A 21,574-nucleotide genomic window follows, 5' to 3' on the forward strand; every position below is an offset into this window, starting at 1 on the left:
ATATGAATAGAGAAATGCTATCAGCTTATTTGGCAAAAATAGGTTTTAAAGGAAACACCCCCCCTGATTTAACGACTCTTTTTGCTCTGCATCAAAGCCAACATAGAAGTATCCCTTTTGAAAATCTTGATATCGTCAATGGTTATACGATCGAACTTGAAGAAGATAAAATCTTTAATAAGCTCGTTTATTCTAATCGAGGCGGATATTGCTTTGAATTAAATAGCTTAATGAATCGCGTACTTAAGACGCTTCAATTTAATGTAGAGAAAAAGTTGGGTAGAGTCCACTTATCTGAAAATCCATCCGGTCGCGGGCATTTAGTCAATCTTGTTACTTTCAATACTCAACAATGGCTCGTTGATACTGGTTTTGGTTCAAATACCCCAAGAGCGCCACTACCAATTACGTTTGACCAAGAACTAAAAGTAGAGGAACAAACCTTTCGTTTTATCGAAGATGCGTTCTTTGGAATTATGTTGCAATGTAAAGATAAAGAGCAATGGATAAACCAATATAGCTTAGACATGAGTTATGTCTGTGATGGCGACATTGAGTATGCCAATCACTATGCATCTACTCATAATAACTCACGATTTACAACTCATCTTGTTGCCGTGGCAAGAACAGAGCATGGTAATAATATTCTTTTAAATAACCGTTTGAAGTTAGCTCACGCCGATACCGTAACAGAAACTTTTATCAATGATGTCTCGTCTTTTCATCAAATATTAAAACAGCACTTTGGTATCGATAATCCAGTGCAATTAGAAAAATTCGAACAATACTTAGTCAATGATAATTAAAGAAAGATTAAAAGCGTAACAAGCAACACATTAACGCTTCGATTAAATAAAATATTGCTATAAATGTTAGATATAAAAAGCCCAGCAATACTTGCTGGGCTTAGGGGTGAATTATTATTTAGAAACGAAGTTATGAGCAATAGCGGATAAACATATCTTGTTGCAAACTAATAGCTGTACATCGCTTTTCTAAGACGAATAGCTTTTGGCGTTACCTCAATCAGTTCATCACTATTAATCCACGTTAGCGCTTGCTCTAAACTGAAATTCATAATGGCTTTCATGGCATAATTTTTATCTGCCACTGTTCTCCACATCCGAACTAGGTTCTTACCTTGGCGGCAGTTCACCCATAAATCGGTGTCATTAGATGCAGCCCCAATAATTTGCCCTTGATAAACCTGATCACCATGGTTAATCATCAATCTTCCTCGCTCTTGCAACGAAGATAAAGAGTAAATTAAAGCTTTACCAATGCCGTTTGAGACCAATACACCTTCACGTCTGCAACCGATATCTCCCACGATTTTTTTACCGTAGCCAACATCTTCCTTATGAATACTTGCTGAACCTTCAGTCAAACTTAATAAAGTATGTCTAATACCTAACAATCCACGTTTAGGGCCTAAGAATAATAATCGCTGATGACTATTATCCAATGGCTGACTATGTTCGAATTGTGCTTTACGGTAAGCCATTTCTTCAATAACCTTGCCCATAAATTCATTGGCGCAATCAACGTAACATTTCTCGTAAGGCTCTTGCGTCTTACCAGCATCAGATTTCATCAAGATCGTCGGGCGAGATACAGAAAACTCATACCCTTCTCGACGCATACTCTCAATTAATACCCCAAGGTGTAATTCGCCGCGACCTGAAACTTCATAAACTCCTGCCTCTTCTGCCTCAGTAACATGCAGAGAAACATTGTGTGAAGCTTCAAGATATAAGCGTTCTGCTAATTCACGAGATTGTAATACCTTACCTTCTTGACCTGAAAAAGGAGAATCATTCACGCAAAATTTCACAGAAACAGTCGGCGTATCAATTTCTAGTGCTTCAAGCTCAACATTATTGCCACGTGAAGTAACAATATCCGAAATCGCAATATCAGATATCCCTGTTAAGGCAATAATATCGCCTGCCACACCATAATCAACGGCGACACGACTTAGTCCTTGTTGATGATAGACTTCTTTGATCTGACAGAAACGTGCATCTTCACCAGGCGCATTAACTGCTACTTTTTGGCCTCGATGAAAGGCTCCTGAGATAACACGCCCTATCCCAATCAAACCAAGATATTCTGAGTAATCAAGTTGATGAATTTGAATAACTGGTTCTTGTTCAACGGTTAACGTTGGTGAAGCGACGTTTTCAACTAACATATCTAACAATGGCGCCATGCCACTATCAGTATCAGCCTCACCAAAGGCGTCATAGGCAAATGCTTCTTTCGCTGAACATGATACAGCTGGAAAGTCTAACTGCTCGCAATCAGCACCTAACGTTACAAACAAATCATAAAGTTGATCAATTGCCTTTTCTGGCTGTGCCTCTGGACGATCGACTTTATTCACTGCAACCAATAGTTTCAAACCTTTATTTATAGCTTTTTGGGCAACGAATCGCGTTTGTGGCATCGGTCCTTCAACTGCGTCAACAATAACAAGTACCGCATTTGCCATATCTATAACACGTTCAACTTCGCCACCGAAATCAGCATGTCCAGGCGTATCGATAATATTTATTCTTACCCCTTTCCAGTCGATTGCCGTGACTTTAGATAAAATAGTGATGCCTCTTTCTTGTTCTTGAGCATTACAGTCCATCACTAATCGTTGTGTGCTTTCTCTACGTGTTAATGCATCAGCTTGTCTTAATAGTTGATCTACAAGTGACGTTTTGCCGTGATCAACATGAGCAACAATCGCAATATTACGAATGTCTTTAGTATTTAACATTTTGTTATCCCCATATCGATGTGATGGCAACATCTTACATGGGTTCAATAAGAACCTAATAACGACATTTAGACTATAAGTATCAATTTAAGGACATTTGTTGAATTTATCATTTTGGAAGGTCAATGGGTTATATATTTTATTTTTAAGCAACAGAGGCTTTACAACGACAACAAAATTAATTTCCTCCTCGACATTTCAACAAAGCTTCACTCACCTTTGGTTTAAGTTTTGATTTTCAACGCTATTCATCATTCCAACTACACATCTTAAAACTGTTGACACCTACAATTTCAAAGGTGTATTTTAAATACATCTTTATTGATCTAGATTAAGGTAATATTAAAATGAATAAGAAAACGGTATTTATTACAGGTTCAAATTCAGGTATGGGCTTATCTGCAGCAAAACTTTTTGCTACCAAAGGATTTAAAGTTTACGGAGGAGTTCGTAATGCTGAAACTGGAGAGGCATTAAAAAATGACTTTAATGCTGATGACCTAGCTATTACGCCGATTATCTGTGATGTTACAAATACTAATAGCGTGAATTCGGCGATTGAATTTGTTGTTAAAGATAGCGGTAAAATTGACATTCTTGTGAATAATGCGGGTTATGGTCTCGTTTCTAGTGTTGAAGAAGGGACGGATGAAGAGCTCCTACTCCAATACAATGTAAACGTATTTGGTGTATTCAGAACTTGTCGCGCAGTAATTCCATTCATGCGCGAAGCAGAAAGCGGTATGATCATTAACGTTGGCTCATTCTTAGGTAAGATGGGACTTCCACTGTTAACTCATTACAACTCAAGCAAGTATGCGGTTGAAGGCATTACTGATTCGTTACGCTATGAACTAAGTCCATTTGGTATTAAGGTTCATACTATCGCGCCAGGCCTATTCAAAACTGGGTTTGTAAAAAATGGGCTTAAAGCGAACACTAAAACAACAAGTGAAGATACGCCTTATGCCGCTCAAGCGAACACCCTTCTCCCTCAAGTTGTAGATATGATAAACAATGGACCTTCACCTGATTTAGTTGCCGATGCCATACTGTCAGTGGTCGAAGGTAAAATTACAGATGCACGAGTTCCTGTTGGAGAAGATTCTGTGTACTTTAGTGATACATTGAATAAGCAAACCCAAGAACAATTTGAAACCACAGTTAAAAACGCACTTTCACTATGACGAATTCAACACAGTAGCCTATTTATTTCCAAGTCGTTCTACTTCTTTATTCAGATCGGCTTGGATTGATTTTATTAAAGAATCAATGAATTAAATTGAAATAACAATTGAATTACGAGAACTGAAAAATAAACAGTGAATACTTATAAAGTCCGAATTATCAATCATCAACTATAAAAAAGCGGAGCCTAAGCTCCGCTTTGTCATTGCGTTAATTTTCGTTTAAGCAGGATTTACTTCTGCATTTACTGGCTCTTCAATAGCACCTTCGGTTTTAGCAACAATGGTATTTACTGCCGTATCTCCAACTACATTAGATGACGTACAAAACATATCGTTAATACGGTCAACAGCTGCAACAATAGCTAAACCTTCTGCAGGTAGTCCTAATTGGTTAAGCAATACACCTACCATCACGATACCACCACCCGGTACACCACCAGCGCCCACAGACAGTAGCAAGATAGTTAAACCTAATGTCACAATGTCTGAAGAGTTAATAGGTTGGCCAAATGCATTCGCCACAAAAATGGTTGCTAGTGCAATATAAATAGAGACACCTGACATGTTCATGGTTGCACCTAGAGGTACACCAAAACCTGCAACAGATTTAGAAACGTTTAACTTTTCCGTTAAGGTTCGCATGGTAACTGGGATGGTTGCGTTTGAACTTGCTGTTGATAGCGAGAATAAAACCTGCTCACGTGTTGCACGCAAAAATGTCTTAGGTGATGTGCCCGTCGCAAAGCTTACTGCCATTGGATAGAAAATGAAGATCCAGAACACCAACATGCTAACAACTAACGCTACGTAACCTGCAACAGATAACAGCGTATGTGAATCCAGTGTTGCCCCTAATTGGATCATTAGCGCGAATACACCGTATGGCGCAAGACTCATCACTAAGCCAACCAGCTTCATCATGATTTCGTTAGCCACTTTAAAGGTACGAATAGCTGGACCACCACGCGAATCTAATGCTTGAATAGCAAGCCCCGTCAAAATTGCCATAAAGATAATTTGTAACATATCGCCATTAGCAAAGGCTTGAACTGGATTGCTTGGTACGATATTCACAACTAAATCAAAGAGATTAGGCGTTTCTGTTGATGTAAGTTTAACGGATTCAGACACGCTTCCTGCTAAATTCGCGCCTTTACCCGGTTGGAAAATCATACCTACAGCTAACGCTGCACTGATCGCAATAATGGTATTAATAATGTAAAGCGCAAAAGTTTTACCACCAAGACGACCAAACGCTTTTACGTCTTTTAGCTCCACGATACCGCAGACAATAGATACAAAAACTAAAGGTACAACAAGCAATTTGATTAGGGATACAAACATCCCCCCAGCACCTTCTGCTGCCCCTAATAAGTAAGTATCAAAGAATGCGATATCATTAAAAATATATTGGATTGCTGTGCCGATTATTAGACCTGCAAAAAGACCGACAAAGATCTTTGTTGAGAGCGATTTATCCATTGCTCATCTCCGATTGTTATGTTGTGTTTTTATAATTTAATAGTGACTAATAACACTATTTTGCTATCTAGCCAGTGCATAATACACAACAACATAACAATTCAAAGTATTTGTTTACAAAAGTGCAACATCGATCATTTAGAGTAAATAACCAAAATCACATTCATTTTTCGCATAACACATTGAGATATAATGTATAAAACACCTGTTTTACCTCCAAGGAAGCATAATATCTTGCGAACAACAAAAATTATCGCTGGCTATTTTTTATACATATTTTAATGCATATGTTATGTGAAATATCTTGGTGGGAATTAATTTCGTATTATGTAGCCATTAAAAAAGGCCACCTAAGTGACCTTTGAATTATTTTTAGTTACCTAATAACTCAACGTTTACGCAGTAAAGCTGTACCAAATAGCAGAAAAAGAGCTATAAAATTAAGACTGCCACCACCGCCACTATTATTATTATCGTTATTGTCATCATCATATGGAATTAAGTCTTCAGTTTTTTTATCATATGGAATTAAGTCGTCAAATTTATTAACAACTTTAATTTTTAATGAATTACCAGCATTACCCAATTCAATGGCCCCACTTTTTCCATCATTAATACTAAAGCTTAATTGACAAACATCAAATGGTTTTATTAATCGATTACAGTCCGATTTAGAGTCTAAGGTAATATTATTACTTGAAGACAAATCGTCGCTATCAAATAAATTAACATCATTTACCGTTAAATTCTGAACCGTAATATTATATTCTTTTCCAATATCATTTACTTCAACAACAGTTGGAGCATTCCAACCATTAATCTGTTGAGTTATCAGTTCAATCGCATCTTTACTGAATGTTTGATAAATAGCGCGTTTATTCGTTTCGCTCTCCGTTTCTCTATCGGAGAAAATTGCTGTATGAGTAACACCATACGTGACATCATTGCCACCTTTATTCACAATTAACGGGCCACCAGAGTCACCATGGTTAGCATTGCTATAACCTTCATCTTTGTTTACATAATTATACTTTACACTATCAGAGCATACGTATTGATCTTTTTGGTCAAAACTAAAACTATAGCTATTTGGCACAGGAAATTGATTATATGTTAAACCCTTACATCCAGCATCCATAAGCACATATGTTTGTAATAAATGCTCAGAATTCCTGGTTGATTCTCCACAGTCACCATTAATGCATAACGTATTACCGAATCCAATAACCTTAGATGGAATCGATTTTACCTCTTGCTGTGGCTCACCAAGATAAATGGCTTTTGTTAGTTGAATATCATTTTTTAAATACTTACTTAAATCAAGAATAATTAAATCATGGAAATCAGTCCAGTCTGACGTTTCCCAATCACTATTGATTCCAGAAATTCTAACAACATCTTTAAAAACTGTTGGTACGTCATATTTCTGCTTTTCCATACCAATAACAATATCAGCTTCAATTAATTTTTCTTTAACAGGATTATTCCAAAGTGTAGGTCTTTGATGACCTGGCTCTTTCGCTTCCCACCAAGTAAAATCATCACCATGATCGGTGAAACAATGCTTTGCAGATATAAAATAATGCCCCGCAATAACAACGCCACCACAACTTATATCCCTAGCTGGTTCATTTGCATCCCAAGCAGCATTAAGATATACAGCCCCAAAATATGGAAACTCATTTTCTAAAGTGTCACTACCACCATTAATTTTTAAATCTGCATTTGCTGATGCAGATAGCATTAAAGGTAAAACGGCTAGAGCAGAAGTAACTAAAGTTTTATTCATTAAAGTGTTAACCTTATTTCAGATAAACCTTGTGACAATCAATACAAGTACTAACGCATTCACTATTAACATTTTAATAAATACAGACTTAACTAATCATAACACTGTACAATTAGACGCATGTTACAGATTTATGCTGATATCCGACAACAAGATAAGGACAAAAAATTGCAATATAAGGACTTTAAACTCGCTACTTCACTTGTTATATAAAGTAATATGTGAACGGTTACACAATTCGTTCTGTATTTAAAACAATAAAAACTTATTTTCTTTTAAAAAGCCTAATCATGATAATTAGGCTTTAGAAATAGCAGCTATAATACTTTCTTTATACTTTATTGAATAACGAAGTATCATGTGGATTTTTAATTCGCCATTTATTATATAAGTGGCTACAGTAGGCAAATACAGCAATGATACTTAATGGCCCTAATATAAGTTGAATTAAGGAGCCACTGAAATTTTCATCCCAATTTTCAGGTCCAGGTACTAACGCAGCAATTGTAGCAGCAATAAATATAAGCACCATAGGTAATACAGATAATATCGGCAAAACTTTACCTTTACCTAAAAAGTAAAAGTCGCGCTTAAAGTCTTTATTCTCAGAGTTTAATCGAAGTTTTATATAGCCAACCATCAAGAACATAACTGGTATAGTTGCAGCACCACCATCTAAGTTTTTCACAGCGATAAGAAGCGAGTTCATTCCTGAGCTAAATTGCCCAAACATAAACACAACGATAATAACACTAACTAAAATACCTTGCATACGTAGTGCGTTTACAGGTGTTCCCTCTTTGTTTACTTCAGACAGCTTACTTCCAAATATCCCTTTGGGTGCATCAACAAAAAGCATCTTAACAGGGGCAGAAGTCCATAACATTAATGAACCACATAAGGTCGTTAATAATAAAAACAGTGCTATGACATTTGTCCACCATGAAGGAAAATCAAGTTGTTGGAATACAACATAAATTGTAGACATCAGTCCCAACTTAGAAGCTTGGTCTGCAGGAAGAATCATGTTTAGTAACAGCGCAGAGAAGATCATAATACCAGAGAAAATCATAACGTTGAGTGTTAAACCGATTCTGAAAGAACGTTCACCACCTTTAATGTTACGCTTATACGCAGCAAGGGCTTCTAAGCCACCGATTGATTGTAGTGCCCATGACATCGAAGCAATTTTTGACCAAGAAAGATCAATACCTGTCATATATTCAGGAATAACAGGCATACCATTGAAAGAGATATTGCCATGAGATAATTTTAGTATTGCAGCAACAACAAAGATGACCGTTAAACCAAAGCCTGCATAACCAGCAAATGATAATAAGCGTGATAGCCATTTCGGCCCTTTCATTGAAACCCAAGTTGCTAACCAGAACAATAAAATAGAAGTAAAGCTTATAATTGGTTTAAACCATAATTGATTTGTTAAATGGGTTACAAACTCGACATTACTACTAAATGTATAAAGTGTATAAGTTATGATATTTGGCAGTAAATCGACAAAATAAAAGATATTTACATAAAAATAGAAAAATCCTGCAATAAAGCCATATTTACGCCCGAATATTAGATTAAGCCAAGTTTGATAACCACTCTCAGAATCTTTGAGTTTTTCAAGAGAGGAAAATTCAATAATCATAAAAGTATACGGGATCGCATATAATAAAGATGCAAAAGCATACAGTAGCCATGAATTATGCCCCCAGTCGGTATATTGACTCACAACACCTTTAAGAACAAATCCACCACCAGCGATAGAAAAGAAGAGAAAAGTGATAAGTGACATTTTATAACGCGTATCAGCTTGTTCAGACACAATTAATGTGTCGGCTTGTTCAGACATTATTATTGCCTTCTTGTTATTGGTTTATATATTGCCGATGCAAAGTACACCGGCAACGTTGGTTAAAGTTATTTATTTTTATTGGTATTTATCGGTCGAACAATAAATGAGTAATTGAGCTTTTGAATCGGTAGTTGGTACTTTAGTGGCGGTAAAGACCCCCATGAGTTCTGCCCTCCAGTCCCCATTTGTGCCAAATCAATATTCAGCGTCGTAATATTACTAGGTTGAACATCTACCCCATGCTTTTGAGATATTGGCGTTAAGCCTGAAGCACTTTTACTCGATGTATCAGCAATAAAGTCCAGCTCAGTTGATTTAAATGGCCATGCGCTGGTATTTAACAAAGTATCATGAGCCTCGACTTCAATACCTTGCCCATCTATATTCGTTAATTTCATCCAACGAACATCCGTTTTATTACCGGATTCTTGTGGTCGAGGATAAGCGTGAAATTGATCCCATGTGGTTCCCCCATATATTCCGATTTTCGCACCTTTTCGGTCAGAATATGTTTCACCAGGTCCTCTCCCATACCATTGCATAAAATTAAACATTTGAGGCATTTCAATTTGAGCACCAAAACGGAGCATGATGGGTAATGTCAGATCTGTTGGTTCAAAATTAATATCAACCTTAAACTCACCAGATGAAGTAATATGATAGGTTATTGAGATATAACTGTGAACTGCTGGCAGTTCGTATTTCGCTTGAACAATAATGCTGTGCTCATCAACGAAATAAGATTCTATCGAACTAAGTATTTTTGAACGTCCAGCGTCTTTCCATACAGCACTACTTTCATGAAGGTTAGCTCCTAAATCATTATCAGTAACACCACGCCAAAAGTTTGGAGTAAAGCCAGAAATAAATAATTTTGTACCTCTATAACTATAATTTGTTATATCACCAGTTTTACAATCAAATACTAATGAGAAGTCACTTCCGAGTATTTGAATATCTTGTGCTGTTTTATCAAGTGTTAATTTTTGCTCATTCGTAATAGTACGTAATGTATTAATAAGTGAGGATGATAGATTAAATTGTTCCCAGCCGAGTTCATGACCAGCTTCAAGAAGACCTGTAGCATCTTTTAGACGTGCACTAATTGTTATAATATGTTCAGCATCATCACAATAATGTATAGTTTTTAGTGGTACATTAACATTCTGATGTGAATTCGCTTTTATTGCGATTGAATCTAGCGAACCACAATCTATTGATACACCATTGCTCAATACTTCATAAAAAAGCTGAATATGATCAAGATCGATAAAGTCATATCTATTTTCAACTCTAAACGATCCCTCTGTTAGATCATCAGCGATAAAACGTATAGGAGAGTAAACCTTCTTGACTTCTTCCATGTGTGGATGAGGTTCTCTATTTGGCGAGACAAGGCCATCATTCATGAAGTTACCATCAGTCGGCATTGTTGGGTGGTAATCCTTACCATACCCCCAAAACTTTTGTCCGCGATCATTTGTTAACTCTAAAGCATGATCCATCCATTCCCAGATAAAACCACCTTGTAAGTTAGTGTTTTTGTCTATGATTTCCCAATAATCTCCAAGAATTCCAAGAGAGTTACCCATTGCATGAGCATACTCAATCATAATCATTGGTCTTGTGTCCCCTTTATGGGCAAATTCTTCAAGACGTTCAAGAGTTGGATACATCGGGCAAACAATATCAGTATAGGAAGCTTCACCTGCTGGCTCATATTGTATAGGTCGGCTACAGTCTTTTTCTTTTATCCATTGATACAAGGTTTCAAATACGCAGCCAGTGCCAGCTTCATTTCCCATCGACCAAATAATAATAGAGGGATGATTTTTATCGCGTTCGACCATTGCTTTAACACGATCTAAATGTGCTGGGATCCAGGACTCTGTATCACCGATTTGAGTTTCAAGTTTTAAAGCAAGTGGATGAGATTCAATATTAGCTTCATCGATTACATAAAGCCCATATTCATCACATAGTTGATACCATCGAGAATGACATGGAAAGTGGCTGGTGCGTACGGCATTAATATTATGCTGCTTCATTAATTTAATATCTTGGATCATGTATTCTTCAGTGGGCACATGACCTAATGTAGGGTGTAATTCATGACGATTTACACCTTTTATTTTTATTGCGACTCCATTGACAAGTAACATACCATCGACAATCTCAACGCGGCGAAAACCCACTTTATGACTGCAAGTTTCTAAAACTTCCCCATCTGAATTCGATAATGTCAGTAACAATGTATATAAATTTGGTGTTTCAGAAGTCCACAGACGCGGATTATCCAGTGTACCTTGAAAATTTATAGAGCTACGGTCATCAACATATAACGCTGTATTTGCTACAAAAACTGAACTAAAGCCCGTTGAATCATCAAGTAATTCTGTTGAGATTAAATATTTTTCTTCTTTACCGGAGTTAGTTATTGTCAAATCAACATCAAATGATGCACTTTGCCAATCATCACTTAATTCGTTACTAAATTGGGCATCATATATTCTGGCTTTTGCTGTTGAATAAATAAATACATCACGTTCAAAGCCTGACATATCAAGCATATCTTGCTTTTCTAAATAACTTGCATTAGACCAGCGATAGACTTCAACAGCTATAATATTTTTACCGCTTAAAACATGCTTAGTAATATTGAACTCAGCAGGATTTTTTGCATTTTGTGTATAACCTACACGCTCACCATTGACCCAAATGAATGCTGCCGTTCTCACACCACCAATATGTAAAAATATCTCACGGTTATCCCACGCTTCATTTAAAACAAACTCTCTGCGATAGGAACCAACAGGGTTATAATCACGTGGTACTTCAGGCCAAGAAGTATCGAAAGGGAAACGTTCATCTACATAAATAGCATTATCCCATCCTTGAGCTTCCCAGTTACCTGGTACCTTGATTGTAGCCCAATGATTACAATCAAAATCAATGCGATAGAAATCTTTAGGCCGTGATGACGGATTATATGAACAATTAAAATGCCATAATCCATTTAATGATAAAAAATTTTCAGCCTTTTCCGGCTTATTAATAATTGCTTCTGTACGACTCACAAATGGAAATAAATAAGGACGCGGCAACTCTTTATTTATTCCATTTATCGTATGATTTTCAAGAACCGCAGGTACATGGTCCTTTTCGCTATAAAGGTTATTTATGTAACTATCCTTTGCTGTTTCAAAATTCATCAAACATCCCCAGAAAAAGTAAATAACTAATTTACTAAAATTTTACTTCGGTCTGAGTGGAAATTAGCAGTGTTTACCTGTTTTTTATGTGACTTAAGTAGAATATATAGCTAGAAGCTAATTATCGCCACGCTAAGGTTTGAAATTAGAAACAAGAAAAAAGTAAAATTAAGTAAAACATTTACTCCTGTATGTACTGTAAATACAGGAGTGTCAGCTTTTATTTAAAAAAATTAACACTCAGTAATTTCATTTTCTGTATCTATGTTTTTAAAAATATGAAGTGAGAAAATTACTTAATAACTATTAACCTGCCTTGTGTAGCCATAACTTAGTTTTGTGATATTGTTCACTAGTAATTAATCTATTAACAAAACAAATACGATGAAAAGTAAAAACAAAAATACGCTTGGCGCTATTTTGATAATATTTGCGACATTATCATTAACGTTAAAAGACAGCGCGGATAAGTATCTGGTACAACATGATTACCACCCTATTCAAATGGTTTTCTTTCGCTTTGCTATTCCATTTCTATTTATGCTGATTTTGATGCCTAAACAAACAAAAACAGCAATTTTAGCTACTAATAGTAAATTACTGTTACGTTCATTTTTATTTTTAATGTGTGCTGTTACATCAGTGATTGCTTTAAATTACATACCACTTGAGATATACATTATCATTGTTCAGATGGGCAGCATTGCTTATATGTTAGGTGGAGCAATATTTTTTAATGAAAAACTTACAGCCATTAAAATTATTGCAACCATACTTGGGTTTATCGGTGTTGTCATAGTAATAAATCCAACAGACATTAATGGCTTACATTGGATGTATTTATTACCCCTACTAATTGCAGTGACTAATTCAGGTTATAATTTAATAACTAAAACCATTGATTCAAAAATTTCACTAGTGTCAATTTTAATAAACTCATTTTTTATATTAGGACTCGTATCAACATTGGCACTAATTATAGACCCAGATATCTGGAAGACACCGTCCTTAGCAGCATTACCTTATTTTCTCACCATCCCTATAGTAACTATCATTTCACAGTTATGTTTAATCAAAGCCATGAACGTGGCCGAAGCCTCTCATGTCGCTCCATTTTTCTACTTTCAAATCTTATTTTCATGCATTTTTGGTTACTGGTTGTTTAATGAAATCCCAACGGTTTATACCATAATCGGTGGGATATTTATTGTTATCGCGGGCTTGCTTATTACCTATTCAAGCTACAGACCTTTTTCAAGTAAACATAAAGCATCATTTACAAAAAAATAAACACTTGCACTTAATTGGTTCAATCACTCACCATTTAAGTGCATAAACTTCATTGTTCATCTATAAACCACACTAACCTGCTGATTTATAATAAGAGAAAAGTTGGTATGAGAATTGTTACAATTCCAACGTATCATAAAATAAAGGTGTGATTATGTATATTGAACATAAACATTTTAAACTTCCTAACAATGCATCTGAGGTTGATGTTTTCATAAGTCCAACAGGCGATATCGAAGTTATGATAGAAGGGAATCAACAAGTACTGAAAGGTGATTTTCATAATCTTTCATTCAAGAAAATGAATGCAGGAATTGACTTGATATACAAGACACGTTCAAAGAAAAGCTCTTGGGATATTATCCTGACACCACAGGATGCAGAAATGGTAACTAAAATGATGAATGAAGCCGATGAAAATTATGAAATTATTATGCGAGATTTATAGTAATGTCAGGGGTTAGAAGCCTAACCCCTTTGATAAATAAAACTAATAATTATAAACATAAAAACAACCTAATTTATCATCAATATTATTTGAACAACATTAAACCTATGTGTTAATTAAAAATATTATGTAGTTACTTTCAAAATCAATATATAGTTAACAATACAATTAAGAATATTAAAACAAATATCAACACTTCGTCCGCCCATAAAAAATCATTATTAACTTTTTTTAGCCTGACAATATTGTGAAAATTTAAATATTAAACATTGTGATATTGTCATTACATGTATTTTATTGATGTTAATTGTGATTATATATAAATGATATTTTATGTATTACATCACGCCATGTTATGTGTCGAGGTCGAATTGTCGATAAATGCCATATCACTAAGAAATTAAATAGGTATATTTCCGACCTAAATTTACTCACTGTTATCTATCCACCTTTCAAGTCTCGCCTTTATGATAGCAGCTTCTTTTGCTTTTTCTTTCGCAAGGTCGGTTCGTTCTCGATAGGCTTTACCTGCAAAAAAGCCTGCAACTAAGAAACATAAAATCAACAAGATTAATAAGCTAATTTTCGCTTTATTTATATTTAACATGCTATATTTCTTCTTTTCAATCTAACTTGTTGCTACAAAATATAAGTGTAACTTTATAATAATAGTTAGAAATCCCCAAGATAACCGCTCTAATTACTCATCTACCTATTGCTGTAATAGCTATTTTCTTTGCATAAAAATTTGATCTACGTTGTAATATTTGTATGATATATGCCTAATTATTATTAAAAGACATAATCCAATGACTACTACACTAACTTCCCCATTAAAACGTATCCGTCGTATGCGTCGCAGTGCAAATATGCGTGATCTTGTTCGTGAACACGAATTCAAATTAGCCGATCTGATCCACCCTATCTTTATTGAAGAAACATTAACTGAAGAAGTACCGATCAGTACTATGCCGGGGATCTCACGTATTCCTGAAACTATGTTGGCAGATGAAGTGAAGGTACTTTATAAGTTGGGTGTGCGATATGTTATGCCTTTTGGTATTTCACACACGAAAGATGAGATTGGTAGCGACACATGGAATGATGATGGCTTACTGGCACGTATGGTGAGAACCATTAAAGTAGCATGCCCAGATATGATGGTGATCCCTGATATTTGTTTCTGTGAATACACAACGCATGGTCACTGTGGTGTTTACCATGACGAACATGTTTTAAACGATGAAACATTAGAACTATTAGTTAAACAAAGTGTAACGGCAGCACGTGCTGGTGCAGATATGCTTGCGCCATCAGCCATGATGGATGGACAAGTTAAAGCTATTCGTGAAGGGTTAGATGCCGCAGGTTTTGAACATGTAGCCATTCTTGCTCACGCGGTTAAGTTCGCCTCATCATTTTATGGCCCATTCCGTACAGCGGTTGATTGTGACTTAACAGGTGATCGCAAAGAATACCAAATGGATTGTGCTAATGGTCGTCAAGCGTTACAAGAAGCATTACTTGACGAGGAAGAAGGTGCAGATATTTTAATGGTGAAACCTGGAACACCTTACCTTGATGTTGTTGCGAATCTTCGTTACGAAACTCACCTTCCTCTTGCTGTTTACCAAGTCGGTGGAGAGTACGCTGGGATCAAATTTGCCGCGTTAGCAGGTGCTCTTGATGAAAAACGTGTGGTATACGAAACATTAACCGGCTTTAAACGCGCTGGCGCTGATTTAATTGTCAGCTACTATACCAAGCAAGTGGCTGAGTGGATGGCGCAAGAAAACGCGTAAAAGAACCACCTCTTAATTCCGTCTTAAACCTCGTGCTATCTGCCAATAGGTTTAAGACGATATTCAAATAACTATTTAATAGCGTAAAGGTAATTATAAGGCGACACCGAGTGAAGTTAATGCACTTTCACATTGTATGACATCTTTAAATTGTATTGCTGATAACCCTACTAATTTCGCCCCTTGCACGTTATGAATCATGTCATCAATAAATACCGATTCAGCAGCATTGAGATCATATTTAGACAGTAGTGCATGGTAAATCTCTGGCTCGGGTTTTAATAATCCCACCTTAGCTGAAACTATTTCGCCATCAAAATGTTGCCAAAAATCATAAGTCAATTGTAGATGGGTGACGATTTCATTCACATTATCCGTCAGGGCATAGACTTTATAACCTGCCATTTTAGCTCGTTTCAGTAAGTTTACTGAATCAAATAGTAAGATTTGGCTTTGCTTAATGTAATAGAAAAGGCGATCTGTTTCTAATTCACTTAACCCGTGCAGTTCTTGATATTGTAACTTTGTTTCTTGCTCAGTGAGTAAACCTCTATTTAAATCCATCCATGTTTTACTGCCAAATAAATGTTGAGCCAAGGGCTCTGGCGTTACATTGTCACCAAACGTCAGACGTACTATTTCTACAGGCGACCAACGAACAAACACATTACCTACATCAAATATAATATTCTTAATGTTGCTGATTTCCATCACCTTCCTCTTAGATATGCGCGTAATTGAGTTTATCTCTATTCTTTAATTGTTTTTTTTATCAATAGGTTTATAACACTACGCCATTAAATTAGAACTCAAACTGAACACTGCGTTCAAAAAAACACACAAGAAGTAGACAAAAAAAGGAGTAACTGATTGGACAGTTACTCCTTTTATCTTAAAAATTAACTCAAAGTTTTAGCTCATCGTAGCCTTAATACTATTGGCTATCGATTCCGCTTTAGGACCTAAAATTACCTGTGCGCTTTTCTTACCAATACGTACCACACCTTTTGAGCCAAGGGCTTTAAGTGCTTCCTCATCAAATAAACTACAGTCATTCACACCTAAACGAAGTCGTGTAATACAAGCATCAACAGAGATAATATTACTTTCGCCACCCAACGCTTCAATATAAGCCACAGGATTAAGCCCTACTTCTTGTGATACTTTACTTTCTTCATCATCAACCGCAGGAGTAGGCAGCTTAAATATCTTGATAGCAAAGTAGAAAATCACAAAATAAAGTACAAAATAAACACCAATTAATGGCACCAGTAACCATGGCTTAGTTGCAAGTCCCCAGTTAAGAACAAAATCAATCAATCCAGCTGAGAATCCAAAACCATGTAAGATACCCAGTGAGTTACAAATTACCATCGATACACCAGACAACAGTGCATGAATTCCGTATAAAACTGGCGCGATAAATAGGAAGCTAAATTCAATCGGCTCTGTAATACCGGTTAAAAATGCTGTAAAAGCAAGTGATAACAGCATACCACCGACTAACTTACGTTTGTTTTTTGGAGATGCTAGCGTTAAGGCTAGAGCCGCTCCCGGTAAACCGCCCATCATTACTGGATATGCCCACGCCATATAAACACCAGCTGTTGGGTCGCCAGCAAAGAAACGATTTAAATCACCACGGGTTGTGATATCAGCAATCTTAGTAATAATCGAACCATCAATATTTGGCACCATTTGCCCTATTGATAAATGTGAAACAATACTTGGGTTTAAACAAATCTGATGCAGTGATGAACCGAGTTCATACGACACTTTTGTACATTCGCCAAGACTGAACCAGAACACAGAATGTAGGAAGTAATGTAGACCTAGAGGTATTAATGCACGATTTAATACACCATAGATAAACTCACCAATATAACCACTATGAGCAATCCACCCGCTGAAATTATCAATGCCTTGCTGCACATATACCCATACCTCACCGCATACGACAGCCATAATTAAACAGCATAATCCAGCAACAATCGGGGTTAATCGCTTCCCTGAAAAAAACGCCAAGAAATCAGGCATTTTAGCTTGATAGGAGTAATTATAAGCATGCCCTGAAATAATACCGGCAATAATGCCAGCAAAGAATCCTAGTTTTACGTCAGGATTAATAGCCGTTGTCGCTTGTGTCAAAATAAAATAACCCACAACCCCAGCTAATGCTGCTGCACCTGAGCCGTCTTTTGATAAACCTACCGAAATACCTAAAGCGAATATTAAGGGAAGATTATCAAAAATACTGCTACCAGCTTTGGCAATAAAAGAGATATCTAACAAATCGGGTTGTCCAAAGCGCAGCAATAACGCTGCTATCGGTAATGTCGCGATAGGTAGCATCAATGCTTTACCTAATCGCTGAAAATAAGCGAAATTAACCATATATGTATGCCTTTTATAGAGGATAGATAAGGCAGGTGAAATATAAGGGGGAATTTATATTTCACCTTAAAGTATACGGACAACATTCATTGTTTATCCCTACCCTTGCCTTTAGCCATACAATAATCTTTTCACCAATAAAGCTTTGATACTTTTTTATCAGATAGTAATACTTTTTTATCACAACCGTATTTTTAGCGATAATTTCGATACTATATTACTACTAAATAATACTTTTCTATCAGGTCTTATTTTTTTAGATAAATAATCTTAGGAGTTCGGAGTTTGAAAGCGACATTAGAAAAGGTACCACAACGTATAGGCTGTTCATGGCGATTTAAAAAAATCATAGAGCCAGTAAAAGAATTTAGTTGGCATTATCATCAAAAAGAATTTGAGTTACTGATACACCGTAACTTTCGCTCTCGCTGTCATATTGGTCATTACCAAGGTGATTTCGAACAAGCTTCAATGATCTTAATTGCACCTAATGTGCCGCATGGCATCGAGTCAATTAGTACACCTGATAATAAGGATTATGAAACTATTGTCGTGTGGTTTAAGCAAGACTGGATCGCGAATATGATGTTCAGTTGTCAAGAGTTAAGGAAGGTCGACTCGCTGCTAAAGCGCGCAGAGAAAGGCTTACTTTTTAGCCCAGAGACTACACAAAAGGTGATCACTATCGTCGAGACTATCGATGAAAAACATTTTGATCCAATTAACTTGTTAGCTAACTTAATTCATATTTTTGAAGTGCTTTGCCAAGATAAATCCAGTCAAACGTTACTCTCTCATAATGTCGAAAGCAAAAATCACGACCATTGTAATAAAGAGAAAATTGAACGCCTGTGTGCATTTATCGACCAACATTACGCTGAACCTTTAACGTTAGAAGATGTGGCTAATTTTATCTGTACTAGTGAAAGCACTATTCATCGCTTATTTGAACAACATTTTAATGAAACGTTTATCCAATATCTAAAGAAACTTCGCTTAAACCATGCATCTGAATTATTGGTATCAAGCAGTGAACCGATTTCTCATGTCGCAGAGCAAGTCGGTTATCGAAATCAGGCAAATTTTAACCGCCAGTTTAAACAATATAAAAATATGACTCCACGTGAATATCGGCGTACTTATAAACTTGATGCTAAGGTCTAAAAGGTTTGTTTTAAATTTCTGGTTAGAGATGATTAGGCATTAATAAATAAACAAACTTTTTATTGTTGGAAAGACAATGATTCAATCGCATCATCTATTGCTCTAAACTGAATTTTGGTCAAACACATTTCTGCTTTTGAAAATTCATGTGCTTGAATCAAAGCTGTAACGGCCTCTAATGATAGAAGCTCACCTTTCATTTGAAAGCAAAACGCAATAGTTTTGGAAAGAGTAAACGTAAACTGTTGACCATTGCTATCGACGATAACATCTGCATCACTCCAAATAAGTGATTGGCACTCATCCATTAAGTCACTTTCTGAGCTTAGGTAGATGAGTTCATCATCCCCTTCTAATTTTAAGAAACACGGCCAACTAATCATAATTATTACCTCTTAAGCAAGTCTATGTTTGTCGCTATTTATAAAAAGAGAACCACAATACAAACACGGTTTACTGTCCGATAAATGGCTAAAGTCAGCGTTATACCATGTCACAAAACATGAATCGTGCTGCTTTTAAATCTGCGTTTCTAGCAGAATTAAAAATACTTTCATGATATTGGTCACGATTTAGAATATATAAGGTATAATATTCAGAACTCAATACCCTACTCGCTGAAAACACTGCGATTTGGTGTATTGCGAGCGTAAATACGAAGGTAATGAAAACACATGAATTTAAACCAAGAGCTTCAAAATCTTAATAACCGTATGGACAAGTGCCAGCGTAAACTTGCTGCTGCTATTCAACGAGATGACAAAGTTATCATCAAACAGTTTAAAGATGAGCTTACCAAGCTAAATAAAAAAGCTCAAAACGTTAAACACCGTAAATCATCTGAAGTGAGTAGCAAAAGTAAAGATGTTAAGTCTCTTGCTTTTAACCGTGTACTAACTAAAGCTGAACAAGCAGATATGGGTAAACTGAAGAAAACAGTTAAAGGCCTAGTTGTTGTTCACCCTATGACGGCTTTAGGCCGTAGCATGGGGTTAAAAGAAGTTACAGGTTACGCACCTAAAGCATTTTAATAGACTTTAAGTGTCAAAGAAAAAGGCGAACATTCATTGTTTGCCTTTTTGCTTTCTAAACGATAAGTTATTAAGTAAAAATCAACTTAGCTAATTATCTTAAACCAATGCTATACGAAAGAAGCATTAAGACGCCTTTGCTGTTAATTCTGCTGATAAATGCTGATCAAAACCATAGCTGACTAAACGCTCAAACGCATCCCATACTTCATTTGGTATTGGTTGTGGTGTAGAGAATCCAAACTCTGGGTAAAAACGGATACGCTGTAAATCACCAACCATCACGTTAATCAAATCACCAAAACTGATTGTATCATTTGCATAATCATCAAAACGAATTGCTGGAGATGTCACGATAGCTTGCATGTTAGGCCATTGTTGTTCAAACGTCGCCAGTGTACGTCGCTCCATAAAAGGCTTTTGGACGAGAATAAAACTTCTCGGTGTCAGCCCTTTTTGCTGCAATAAACGACGGGTAAAAACCACATTCTCACCTGTATTGGTTGACTCAGGCTCAATTAAAATCGCCTCTTTTGGCACGCCCATATCTAGCGCTATTTTTGCGAAATGTTCGGCTTCTGAAGTGTTAAATAAGCCTTCAGTTAGTTCGCCGACTCCACCAGAGAAAATGATATAAGATGCGACTCCCTTCTTATAAAGCTCTACCGCTCGCTCAGCGACACGTTCATCGTTACTTCCTAGCACAAAGATACAATCACTCTTTACTATCTCGTGATTCAACTGGTGATAATCCCAGATTATGGTTGCTAGTTCATAAATTCGTTTAGGCATAAATCGTCCTTATTAGCAGCAAGATGAATGAATAATGTCTGATAATTAACGCTGTTGATACAACCCTACATTGTTTTTCAATAAGGGATAAGTGGCATAATGCGTCTTAGTTATGATTGCATAATGACAAAGATAAGAAACTCACTTAATACTGATAAAACTGTTTCAATATTGATAATAACAATAAGTCAAAGTATGTATGTTTACTCACAAAAACGCTAAGCTGCTACCGCCTTATTATATAAAACACCGGCTAATAAAAACTGAATCAAATCATAAAATAAGCAAAAAAAAGGTGACATAGACTCGTCTACGTCACCTAGTATGTTTGGTCTTAACATTATAACTT

The 21,574-nt window shown here is 36.1% G+C and carries 17 protein-coding genes; 7 read left to right on the forward strand and 10 right to left on the reverse strand.

What is annotated here, in order from left to right:
* The first annotated feature begins 2 nt into the window (after nucleotides 1-2).
* A complete protein-coding gene (locus CTN01_RS17185) occupies nucleotides 3-806 on the forward strand; it encodes an arylamine N-acetyltransferase family protein (RefSeq protein ID WP_045147312.1) in 804 nt (267 codons plus the stop codon).
* Nucleotides 807-973: 167 nt separating this feature from the next.
* On the opposite strand, the gene CTN01_RS17190 is transcribed toward CTN01_RS17185, so the two are convergent.
* Nucleotides 974-2,770: a GTP-binding protein gene (locus tag CTN01_RS17190; RefSeq protein WP_045147314.1), complete on the reverse strand. Its 1,797-nt coding sequence runs from the start codon at nucleotides 2,768-2,770 to the stop codon at nucleotides 974-976.
* A gap of 347 nt (nucleotides 2,771-3,117) precedes the next feature.
* Here CTN01_RS17190 and CTN01_RS17195 point away from each other — a divergent pair, with 347 nt between their 5' ends.
* Nucleotides 3,118-3,957 carry an SDR family oxidoreductase gene (locus CTN01_RS17195; protein WP_052666522.1) on the forward strand — a complete coding sequence of 280 codons (840 nt, stop codon included), beginning with the start codon at nucleotides 3,118-3,120 and terminating at the stop codon, nucleotides 3,955-3,957.
* A gap of 222 nt (nucleotides 3,958-4,179) precedes the next feature.
* Here CTN01_RS17195 and CTN01_RS17200 read toward each other — a convergent pair whose 3' ends face one another.
* From CTN01_RS17200 to CTN01_RS17215, 4 genes are all read right to left on the reverse strand, one after another.
* Complete coding sequence (locus tag CTN01_RS17200) at nucleotides 4,180-5,442, reverse strand: dicarboxylate/amino acid:cation symporter (RefSeq protein WP_045147316.1); 1,263 nt, start codon at nucleotides 5,440-5,442, stop codon at nucleotides 4,180-4,182.
* 388 nt (nucleotides 5,443-5,830) lie between these two features.
* Complete coding sequence (locus CTN01_RS17205; RefSeq protein ID WP_045147318.1) at nucleotides 5,831-7,231, reverse strand: trypsin-like serine protease; 1,401 nt, start codon at nucleotides 7,229-7,231, stop codon at nucleotides 5,831-5,833.
* 331 nt (nucleotides 7,232-7,562) lie between these two features.
* Nucleotides 7,563-9,089 carry an APC family permease gene (locus CTN01_RS17210; protein ID WP_045147320.1) on the reverse strand — a complete coding sequence of 509 codons (1,527 nt, stop codon included), beginning with the start codon at nucleotides 9,087-9,089 and terminating at the stop codon, nucleotides 7,563-7,565.
* A 68-nt stretch (nucleotides 9,090-9,157) separates the two neighbouring features.
* A complete protein-coding gene (locus CTN01_RS17215) occupies nucleotides 9,158-12,304 on the reverse strand; it encodes a glycoside hydrolase family 2 TIM barrel-domain containing protein (RefSeq protein WP_045147322.1) in 3,147 nt (1,048 codons plus the stop codon).
* Between the two features lie 384 nt (nucleotides 12,305-12,688).
* Between CTN01_RS17215 and CTN01_RS17220 the strand changes: the two genes are divergently transcribed.
* Nucleotides 12,689-13,594, forward strand: coding sequence for a DMT family transporter (locus CTN01_RS17220; RefSeq protein WP_045147324.1), 906 nt, complete (start codon nucleotides 12,689-12,691; stop codon nucleotides 13,592-13,594).
* 154 nt (nucleotides 13,595-13,748) lie between these two features.
* Nucleotides 13,749-14,042 (forward strand): hypothetical protein, encoded by a 294-nt coding sequence (locus CTN01_RS17225; RefSeq protein WP_006643782.1) that lies wholly within the window; start codon nucleotides 13,749-13,751, stop codon nucleotides 14,040-14,042.
* 427 nt (nucleotides 14,043-14,469) lie between these two features.
* Here CTN01_RS17225 and CTN01_RS17230 read toward each other — a convergent pair whose 3' ends face one another.
* A complete protein-coding gene (locus CTN01_RS17230) occupies nucleotides 14,470-14,649 on the reverse strand; it encodes a hypothetical protein (protein ID WP_045147326.1) in 180 nt (59 codons plus the stop codon).
* A 202-nt stretch (nucleotides 14,650-14,851) separates the two neighbouring features.
* Between CTN01_RS17230 and hemB the strand changes: the two genes are divergently transcribed.
* Entirely contained in the window at nucleotides 14,852-15,844 is a 993-nt protein-coding gene (gene hemB, locus CTN01_RS17235; protein WP_045147327.1) for a porphobilinogen synthase, read from the forward strand.
* Between the two features lie 93 nt (nucleotides 15,845-15,937).
* Here the strand turns inward: hemB and CTN01_RS17240 are convergent, their stop codons facing one another.
* Both CTN01_RS17240 and CTN01_RS17245 read right to left on the reverse strand, forming a co-directional pair.
* Nucleotides 15,938-16,555, reverse strand: coding sequence for an HAD family hydrolase (locus CTN01_RS17240; protein WP_045147330.1), 618 nt, complete (start codon nucleotides 16,553-16,555; stop codon nucleotides 15,938-15,940).
* A gap of 201 nt (nucleotides 16,556-16,756) precedes the next feature.
* A complete protein-coding gene (locus CTN01_RS17245; protein ID WP_373455565.1) occupies nucleotides 16,757-18,196 on the reverse strand; it encodes a PTS transporter subunit EIIC in 1,440 nt (479 codons plus the stop codon).
* A 327-nt stretch (nucleotides 18,197-18,523) separates the two neighbouring features.
* Between CTN01_RS17245 and CTN01_RS17250 the strand changes: the two genes are divergently transcribed.
* Nucleotides 18,524-19,402 (forward strand): AraC family transcriptional regulator, encoded by an 879-nt coding sequence (locus CTN01_RS17250; protein ID WP_045147334.1) that lies wholly within the window; start codon nucleotides 18,524-18,526, stop codon nucleotides 19,400-19,402.
* Nucleotides 19,403-19,461: 59 nt separating this feature from the next.
* Here CTN01_RS17250 and CTN01_RS17255 read toward each other — a convergent pair whose 3' ends face one another.
* The gene (locus CTN01_RS17255; RefSeq protein WP_045147336.1) at nucleotides 19,462-19,785 is read right to left on the reverse strand and encodes a DUF4144 family protein; all 324 of its coding nucleotides are present in this window, start codon (nucleotides 19,783-19,785) and stop codon (nucleotides 19,462-19,464) included.
* A 291-nt stretch (nucleotides 19,786-20,076) separates the two neighbouring features.
* Here CTN01_RS17255 and CTN01_RS17260 point away from each other — a divergent pair, with 291 nt between their 5' ends.
* Nucleotides 20,077-20,433 carry a YibL family ribosome-associated protein gene (locus CTN01_RS17260; RefSeq protein WP_005364949.1) on the forward strand — a complete coding sequence of 119 codons (357 nt, stop codon included), beginning with the start codon at nucleotides 20,077-20,079 and terminating at the stop codon, nucleotides 20,431-20,433.
* Nucleotides 20,434-20,559: 126 nt separating this feature from the next.
* On the opposite strand, the gene CTN01_RS17265 is transcribed toward CTN01_RS17260, so the two are convergent.
* Complete coding sequence (locus CTN01_RS17265) at nucleotides 20,560-21,225, reverse strand: YdcF family protein (RefSeq protein ID WP_045147338.1); 666 nt, start codon at nucleotides 21,223-21,225, stop codon at nucleotides 20,560-20,562.
* Nucleotides 21,226-21,574 lie beyond the last annotated feature (349 nt).

The organism is Photobacterium angustum, from assembly GCF_003026365.1.
GTDB lineage: Bacteria > Pseudomonadota > Gammaproteobacteria > Enterobacterales > Vibrionaceae > Photobacterium > Photobacterium angustum.